Genomic DNA, 7,923 nt, shown 5'->3' on the forward strand with positions numbered 1-7,923 from the left:
AGGCGCATTGCAAGGTTCAGCGGAGTCTGACCACCGAACTGAACGATAACGCCGGCGCAGTTTTCACGTTCGTAGATACCCATCACGTCTTCGAGGGTCAGCGGTTCAAAGTAAAGCTTGTCAGAAGTATCGTAGTCCGTAGAAACGGTTGGAGGCTTCGCCTCTATCCCCTGGCTCGCCAAATGAAAATAAACAAGTTTATGTTCGCTTGGCTCGCTGCGTGGCTATCCGGGTTGCTCTCGACTTTTGGGCGTTCCCCCGGCTCCCGGGACCAGCTCAACAGAACCGCCGCCGGGGTCGGGCTATACTCGCTTCGCTCACCGAGCCGTGCTTCGCAAGTCTCGGCCCATACGGGTAACTATCCCTAACGCGAATGCGTAATAAAAATGTTTAGCTGTTTTGAATCGTCAAAAAAGGAAAAAATAAATGAGTCCGCCTACAATAGCCAATACCGTGATGCAGCCACAAGTAATGGGACCCGCGTTATTCATTAGCGCTGTAGCTGCCTCCGCCGCTTCCTTATTGGCTTTGGCTTGAGCAGCTTTAGCTTCCTTGTATTCACGAGCTAAATTGGGGTCGCAGGGTACAATCTCGGTATCTTCGGGATAGCGGCAATTGCATTTATAGCAGCTACCAATACCGTTTATACTGACAACACCCCACGTCTGTTTTTCTACATTGCCGCAATTTGGACATTTGTAACGAACATAGTCCGTAAACTGTAATTCCATTTTTCACCTCATAGAATTTTTCATGAGCCTTACTGCTTCTTTGCCTCGCAAATAGCCTTGTACGCCTCCTGTAGTTTGGAAAACTTTTCTTGGGCGACTTTTATAATCCATTCGGGAGTATTAGCAGGCAATTTGTCCGGATGGGATTCCTTTATCTTTTTCATGTAGGCTTGCTTGATATCTTCGTCTGAGGAGTCCTTGGATACTTCTAGGATTTCGTAAGCCCAATCAAGTCCATCCTCTGTATCATTATTGTCGTCATCATCATCATCTTCTTCGTCCTCCTCCTCGTCTTCGTCGCCGGAGTTAATGTCATCATTTTTTTCTTCGTGTGCTTCGTTTTGAATTGTCCATTGGCGATTTTGATAAACGGCATTACCGTTAATCATGCATTTCGCCAGGAGTCCGAAGAGGCCGAATGCGATGGTAAATATCAGGAATAAGCATCCCGAGGCGTTTGTGTTGTCTCTGTCATCTGAGATTGCGGAGAATATCATTCCTACTAATAGTAGAAGGCCGAAGGCTGCAAATATGATCTTGAAAATTCCTACAAATAAACCTGCCAGTATAGATTTATTGTAATGACTGATTATTCCGGAGCGGCGGAGCCGCCAGTCCGGAAAAATGGGAGCCATCATTCCGGACCTGTGGAGCCACCTGTTTATAGCTCATTTGTTTGGTCAAATACAGTATGTTGGGACCGCGCGGGATTTTATAAGCCTATTCGCGCGAGCCGCCTGCCTACAATCAGTTTAAAGGCACACGCAATGCTTTGAATGACCAACATCTAGTTTTATCCTGCCATAAGCTTTCCTTGCTAATAGCTATGGCTCTCTTTCTCCGGAACACTGGCTCTCTGACACCGGACTGATGGCTCAAAGTATTCCGGAATAATCATAATGACAACACATTACGAAAGACGCAATAAAACATATTACTGTTATAATGGCTGCAAGAATTAACAGGACTGAAGCGAATGTTTCGGACAATCCTAAAAAATTGACAAATAAGTAGGTTCCAGGTAGTACCAGCCATGTCAGTGCAGAAACAAATAGGTCCGATCCATCAAAATACACGACATATCGCTTTTGTGCGGCAAATATCAACGAAATCACAAGGAATACAATCAGGCCGGCAATAAACAAATCGAAAGAGTCCATAATCTATGTAATCTCCATTTTAGATTGAATGAAAATGAATCTGAAAAATTTTAATAGAACTTTTTACTTAAGCTTGCTGTTCAAATATTCTATGGCCCTTTCTCCCGCGTCACTGTTGTTTCCATAGACGATTATGGCATCTGCATTTTCCATTAAGAATATCAGATAGTTGTTCTTTGATTTATTCTTGGGGACCATCATTGCGTAGTTGAACGTAATGCCCTCGATTTTTTTTCTTATGACATAAGAAGTGGCGTCTCCCAAATCCCTTGTGTCAGAAACCGTTTCGGAAAAATCACCCATTGCGCTGCGTACGAATAGGTGCTGCCATCCGCCAAGCAGGGGAATCCCTGATGTTTCGGAGATTCTTACCGTAATGGGTGCTCCTAAGGCAAAATGGGCGAAGACTAGAGCGAATCCCTCTTTCAGTCGCCCAACCTGTGCAAGATTTTTTTGTTGAATATCCATTTGCAACAACATTGATTGTTGTTCGTCATGAGTGTAGCGGATATCGGGATTGGCAGTTTCTTTGCATTGCAATTGCCCGTTTCCGGCTTGTTCGCAGAAAAATGCGTACTTATACTCTGTTTCAAATAGTGTGTTGTTGTCGCAGCCGATGAAAAATGTGGATGCGACAAAAAGGATTGATAGAAATTTGAGCTTCATGTAAGGATTGGACCTTGGAAAGTTGGATTCAAAAGCAAATGTAAACAAAAAAAAACATTTGCAAGTTGCTCAAAAGTGTAGTGGTTGCTGGAGCTTAGGTGACTTTGGTGTTTATGAATTGGGCGAAAATCGGTGGTCGTCTTATTGCAAACTTCCGTTAACACAAAAATGCACGGAAATCACCTAACCTCTTGCGTGTCGTGCTCTTTTGGGCAATAATATGCAATTATCCGATGAATTGCGCAAGTGGGGTGGGGGTTAGGGCTGCTTCCGAGCCTTGCTTGCCGTGCAAGCCCGGTTGCCGCGACGTTCACCTTTTGGTATATTTCTACTGACATATTGAATTAGAGTAGTACTCTTGTTCCCGCATCGGAAATTCTGGTAAAATTTCTTCGGGCTTAGGCTCGGCTACCTTGGGAATAAGACGAACGCTCACACCGATCGGGTGTGGGTCGTTGGGCGTTTGCCCACGGTTTTGATTAGTCATTTGGACTGACGATTTCCGTCGTGCTTAAGGTAGCAGGTTTACCAGAGCCTCCGATGCATAAGCCGAGCGACACCATGCCTTTTCTTTTTTCTGAAAATGTACGGAATCGAATAAAAAGGTCACTGAAGGTCGGTGATTAAGGTCCCTGAGCCTGTCGAAGGGATGAACCACTGGAAGGACTGCGTCTTTTCGAACAAGACCGCTGTTCGCAGATTGCCTTTGGCAGAATGGTGCGAAAGATGAAAAATTGTTTTGCGAATTTAACAATGATGGCGCTTGCTTCATTCTTTTTCGCGGCGTGCGGAGATGACAATGCCTCTCCGACAGAAATTCCCTCAAGTACAATTTTTTCTTCTACAAGTGCCGAAAAGATGTATTGCGATGGTCTAGGTGCGTGCTACGAATCGCCCCAAAAATTGTGTAGTAATACATATGGAGAAGACTGTTTGGCTTCTTGTGATGTTGCCTGGAATATGTTTTATAATGTATGTAAACAAATTTGTTTTGTGCAAAATGGAAATGTTGGACTTCATTCATTTTGCAAAGACATGTGTCAGAATGATCAGTTTTTAGGGTGGTGTCAAATATCTAAGCTGAGCAGCTCATCACGCTACAATGAAAGTTCAAGTTCAGCATATATGGACAATAATTGCTATACACAAGCCGTTTCAAAGTGCAATGGCTCACATATCGGTGCTACGGGGGTTGCGTGTAATTCTAGTGTTTGCTGTAGAACTAGTGCGGAAGAATATTGTGATAATCCTTCGAAATATCCGTCATCATCTTCCAAAATTATTGTGATTCGTTCTTCGAGCAGCTCGTTAGCCTCAAGTTCCTCTAAAGCTGAGTTGAAATTTCAGATAAGTTATGGTTCTTTTGAGGATGCTAGAGATCATCAGATTTATAAGACAGTGTCGTATGAAACAAATATTTGGGGGACACAAACATGGATGGCACAAAATCTAAACTACGATTGGAGCACCGTAAATAAAGCTCCATTAAATTCTGGCAATGCTTGTGCCAATCCTGAAGCTCGTTGCTATCACGTTTCTGACAACTATTGTTACGATCGTGATGAAGAGAATTGTTTGATTTTTGGACAATTGTATAAAAGTTCTATTCTTACCAAAATATGCCCTGAAGGCTGGCGTATTCCTAACAAAGAGGATTATAAAATTCTTTTTGCAATTGCGAAAGGTAATGCTGAAATAGATACAATTATCCCTGCAGAACAATTAAAATCAACACATGATTGGAAAAGTTATATGAAGGGAAATACTTACATTGGAGACTGGGGCGTGCCGTATTTTGATACCGTCTATGGAACTGATAGAAATGGTACTGATGCTATTGGGTTTAATATTCTTCCAGCAGGAAATATGGATATGTATAAAAAAATAAATCCCAAGGGAGCATATGATGAGTATAAAGATGTTTATGAGGGAATATACGGTCGAACAGGTTTTTTCTTCAATGATGGTTGCTTTTCTATAAATCCTCCCAATACTTCTTGGACTTGTTTTGCGGGAAATTCTGTCCGTTGTATAAAGGATTAGCAGATGGCTAGGGTTTCAGATTTTCTTGAATATGAAAATAGCAAAGAATGTTGCCCCTTAATTTCCGAGTATATTAAGCGGATATGGGAAAAGATTCCATCAAAAAGGGAAATGATGGATTCGGCTTGTGGGTATTTCAATAAGATTTATCCTGGTTCAGGTGATTTGTATGTTGCCTCGTTGAACATGATGAATAAGTTTGATCCAGAGGTTTTATTTCGAGGTCAGTCTAATGCGGAGTATGAAATTATTCCCAGGTTAGGTCGGAATTCAAACTTTATACACGAAAAAGAATTTATAGAAATTCCACAGACGGAGAAACCTGATTTTTTCAAGCCGGGTTATAGGCCCTTAGAAAAGTTGGCTTTGCTACAACATTATGGTATTCCGACAAGGTTACTGGATGTTACAAGCAACCTGCTTGTTGCATTGTTTTTTGCTTGCCAGTCAGATAACGGTAAAAATAACGATGGAGAAATAATCATGTTCTTGGATATGCATTCTTATTCGTCAATTTATCCGTTAATGGAGGCACATGCAGATTCATATTCACTAACAGAAGGAAGATGCCTGTCTCTTGACGCTTTTTATGAGCGTGCATTTCGTAAATCCTATTTTGGTGACGAACAATACAAATCACTCTATTCGAATCGGGAAAATCAAATTCGTGGATTTTTACACCCAGTTGTGGTAAATCCTCCACGACGGGCATTAAGGCACCAAGCACAACAAGGAAAATTTTTACTCTTTCCAAACGAAATCAAACAAAACCCGGATTCACCATATATAGAAGCCTCAATCGCAAAAATTGAGAAGGATTCCCCTTTTTGTAGATGTTTGAAGATATGTAGCGAGCATAAAAAAGAATTGCTGTCTGAACTATCTATTTTGGGTGTAGACAAAGTTCACCTATTTCCAGATAATGTAGATGTTTTTTCTTCAGAGATTGTTAGGAACTTAACGAATCGGCAAACGTGCATGAGAGGTTACTGATGACGCTGGAAAAAATTTTTGCCGGTATTGGATTGGCTATATTACTATGGGGTGGGTTACCTTTTGTATTTTGGTTTTGTTTGGGTATGGGAAATAGAACTGATAGGACCAAGAAAATTTATGCTTTTATTGTACTTGTATTAGGAATTGCCTGCTTGGCAGCCGTGATATCTTGCCTAAATAGTAGTTATTCGACGGATCGAAACTTTGCTTTTGTATATGCCTTGATTGGATTACTTTGTTTTTTACAAAGTGGTTTCATTTTTTATAGAATACGTATGCATAACATAGAAGATCGTATTGATTCTGTGGAGAGAGTCTACAAAGAACAAATAGACAGGCTTGCAGAATCGTGTCAAGAGATTCTCAAAAAATGCTATGATAACGAGCGCGATGTGTGGATAGAAACTCATGTTAGGAATTTTTATCGAGCATACTTAGATGAAGAAATATTAAACTCCCCCAAAAACTATTCCAAAAGTTCTTCACGAATAATTAAAAGTATTGAATGGAGTAATGGAGTCATAGTATCAAAGACGCATAATTTCAAATTTTACGAATTGATAGATGACTTGTTTCTCAAGATTCCTTTCCTTAGCAATTTTTCAGAGTCTGAAAGGCAAGAGAAGGAGAATCTGTGTAAGGGTATTATTGATTACTTTGTGAAAAATATTAAATACGACGATGTTAAAAGACGAGAGGCTTGGGATAAATTCTTCAATCATTTAAATTTGAATGAAAAAGATAACCTTGTAAGAAATGTCGCTGAGGAGGATGCCTTTGTTTTTACAGAGAAGTATTACTTAAGGTCTGTGGACCGGATTGATGAAAAATATCACAATAAAAGTGTTCTCAACACAAATTTTATCTTTCATAGTGAAGTTTATTCCAAATCATACAAAGTTATATACGATTTATACGGATTTGACTATGTAAATCCAGCAAATTCAAAGAGCGATTCCAGAGAAGCAGACGAGATTTATTCGGAATCAGGGAAAGTATTGCATAATCGTGAGACTGATTCCACAAGCCCAATTTTGAGAGAATTGTTTATAATTCCTTCAACAGAAAGTAACTTCTATTTTATTCGAAAAGATGTGGATGGGGACTATTCGTTTTTCCAGATTGGTTCAGATTCTTTTTCTGATCAAGAGATTGATAACCTTTGGCGTAAAATCAATGATTTGCGCTATGATCTGTGTCCATATAAATTCCCTGACCCATACTCGTTTCTGGTAGATTCCTAAATTATATTTTTGCTTGAATGCTAAAAAGCCCGCGCGAGGCGGGCTTGACAATTTGGGTGGGCCGGGGCTGAAGCGAGGGGAAGGCTTTCCCCTCTCATACAACCATTACTTCACAATGTGTCTATGATACTCCTGCAGCGAGCAGACTTCGAATCTACCGTAGTCATGCTTGTCCATGAGGCCTTCGACGGTGGAGGTGAGGGCGGCGATGGTGGTGGTGATAGGCACGCCGCTGACCACTGCCTTGCTGCGCATCTGGATTTCATCGACCATGGCTTCGGCGCCGGTCTCGCTGGTGTTCACGATCCACTGGACTTCCTTGTCGTGGATGAGGTCCAGCAGGTTCGGGCGGCCGCGGGAAATGCGGAACACGGCGCGTGTCTTGATGCCTTCGTTGTAGAGCATGGTGGAGGTGCCGCGGGTGGCGTAGAGGCCGTAGCCCAGTTCCACCAGCTGACGGATCAGGGGCACTGCGCGGGACTTGTCCTCGTCCTTGAGGGAGACGAAGATGTTGCCCTGGCCCGGGATGCGGTTGCCGGAGGCCAGCTGGCTCTTGAGGTAGGCAAGGCCGCGGTCGCGATCCAGGCTCATGACTTCGCCGGTGGACTTCATTTCCGGGGAGAGGGTCACGTCAACGCCCGGGAACTTCACGAAGGGGAACACGGCTTCCTTCACGCTCACGTACGGAACATGGACTTCTTCGGTGAAACCGATTTCTTCGAGAGTTTCGCCCAGCATGCAGCGGCTTGCGTAGCTTGCCAGAGGCACGCCGATGGACTTGGAAACGAAGGGCACGGTACGGGAGGCGCGGGGGTTCACTTCGATCATGTAGAGTTCGCCATCCTTGACGGCCAGCTGCATGTTCATGAGGCCAACCACATGGAGTTCCTTTGCGAATTCCTTTGCGTAGCCGCGAACCTTTTCCTGCAGGTCCTTGGAGAGGGTCATGGGCGGGATAACGCTGGCGGAGTCACCGGAGTGAATGCCAGCGGGTTCCACGTGTTCCATGATGGCGCCAACAACGGTGTGCTTGCCGTCGCTGATGCAGTCCACGTCAAGTTCGGTAGCGTCTTCCAGGAAGCG

The 7,923-nt window shown here is 43.0% G+C and carries 8 protein-coding genes; 3 read left to right on the forward strand and 5 right to left on the reverse strand.

Annotated features, from left to right (window positions below; translation table 11 throughout):
* The 4 genes from BUB59_RS14570 to BUB59_RS14590 all read right to left on the reverse strand — a co-directional run.
* Window positions 1–182, reverse strand: a 182-nt coding sequence (locus tag BUB59_RS14570) for a carbamoyl phosphate synthase preATP-grasp domain-containing protein (protein WP_143160432.1), incomplete at its 3' end; no start/stop codon positions are given.
* A gap of 225 nt (window positions 183–407) precedes the next feature.
* Window positions 408–731 carry a hypothetical protein gene (locus BUB59_RS14575; protein WP_073231332.1) on the reverse strand — a complete coding sequence of 108 codons (324 nt, stop codon included), beginning with the start codon at window positions 729–731 and terminating at the stop codon, window positions 408–410.
* A gap of 29 nt (window positions 732–760) precedes the next feature.
* Window positions 761–1,369, reverse strand: a complete 609-nt coding sequence (locus tag BUB59_RS14580) for a J domain-containing protein (RefSeq protein ID WP_083540367.1) — start codon at window positions 1,367–1,369, stop codon at window positions 761–763.
* Window positions 1,370–1,954: 585 nt separating this feature from the next.
* The gene (locus BUB59_RS14590) at window positions 1,955–2,557 is read right to left on the reverse strand and encodes a hypothetical protein (RefSeq protein WP_073231339.1); all 603 of its coding nucleotides are present in this window, start codon (window positions 2,555–2,557) and stop codon (window positions 1,955–1,957) included.
* Window positions 2,558–3,271: 714 nt separating this feature from the next.
* Between BUB59_RS14590 and BUB59_RS15075 the strand changes: the two genes are divergently transcribed.
* Genes BUB59_RS15075 through BUB59_RS14605 form a run of 3 tightly spaced genes read left to right on the forward strand, consistent with a single transcriptional unit; the run spans window position 3,272 to window position 6,840 of the window.
* On the forward strand, window positions 3,272–4,600 hold the full coding sequence (locus BUB59_RS15075; protein ID WP_083540368.1) for an FISUMP domain-containing protein: 1,329 nt from the start codon (window positions 3,272–3,274) through the stop codon (window positions 4,598–4,600).
* 3 nt (window positions 4,601–4,603) lie between these two features.
* On the forward strand, window positions 4,604–5,593 hold the full coding sequence (locus BUB59_RS14600; protein ID WP_073231343.1) for an FRG domain-containing protein: 990 nt from the start codon (window positions 4,604–4,606) through the stop codon (window positions 5,591–5,593).
* Complete coding sequence (locus BUB59_RS14605; protein WP_073231345.1) at window positions 5,593–6,840, forward strand: hypothetical protein; 1,248 nt, start codon at window positions 5,593–5,595, stop codon at window positions 6,838–6,840. Before BUB59_RS14600 ends, BUB59_RS14605 begins: the two co-directional genes overlap by 1 nt.
* 105 nt (window positions 6,841–6,945) lie before the next feature.
* Here the strand turns inward: BUB59_RS14605 and BUB59_RS14610 are convergent.
* Window positions 6,946–7,923: ATP-binding protein (locus BUB59_RS14610; RefSeq protein ID WP_143160433.1), on the reverse strand; the 978-nt coding region annotated here is incomplete at its 5' end.

Origin of the sequence: Fibrobacter sp. UWEL (assembly GCF_900142535.1) — a bacterium.
Lineage (GTDB): Bacteria > Fibrobacterota > Fibrobacteria > Fibrobacterales > Fibrobacteraceae > Fibrobacter.

Coding starts and splice junctions, on each gene's coding strand:
- BUB59_RS14580 (WP_083540367.1), bottom strand. CDS start 1,369: ATGATGGCTCCCATTTTTCCGGACTGGCGGCTCCGCCGCTCCGGAATA.
- BUB59_RS14600 (WP_073231343.1), top strand. CDS start 4,604: ATGGCTAGGGTTTCAGATTTTCTTGAATATGAAAATAGCAAAGAATGT.
- BUB59_RS14590 (WP_073231339.1), bottom strand. CDS start 2,557: ATGAAGCTCAAATTTCTATCAATCCTTTTTGTCGCATCCACATTTTTC.
- BUB59_RS15075 (WP_083540368.1), top strand. CDS start 3,272: ATGGTGCGAAAGATGAAAAATTGTTTTGCGAATTTAACAATGATGGCG.
- BUB59_RS14575 (WP_073231332.1), bottom strand. CDS start 731: ATGGAATTACAGTTTACGGACTATGTTCGTTACAAATGTCCAAATTGC.
- BUB59_RS14605 (WP_073231345.1), top strand. CDS start 5,593: ATGACGCTGGAAAAAATTTTTGCCGGTATTGGATTGGCTATATTACTA.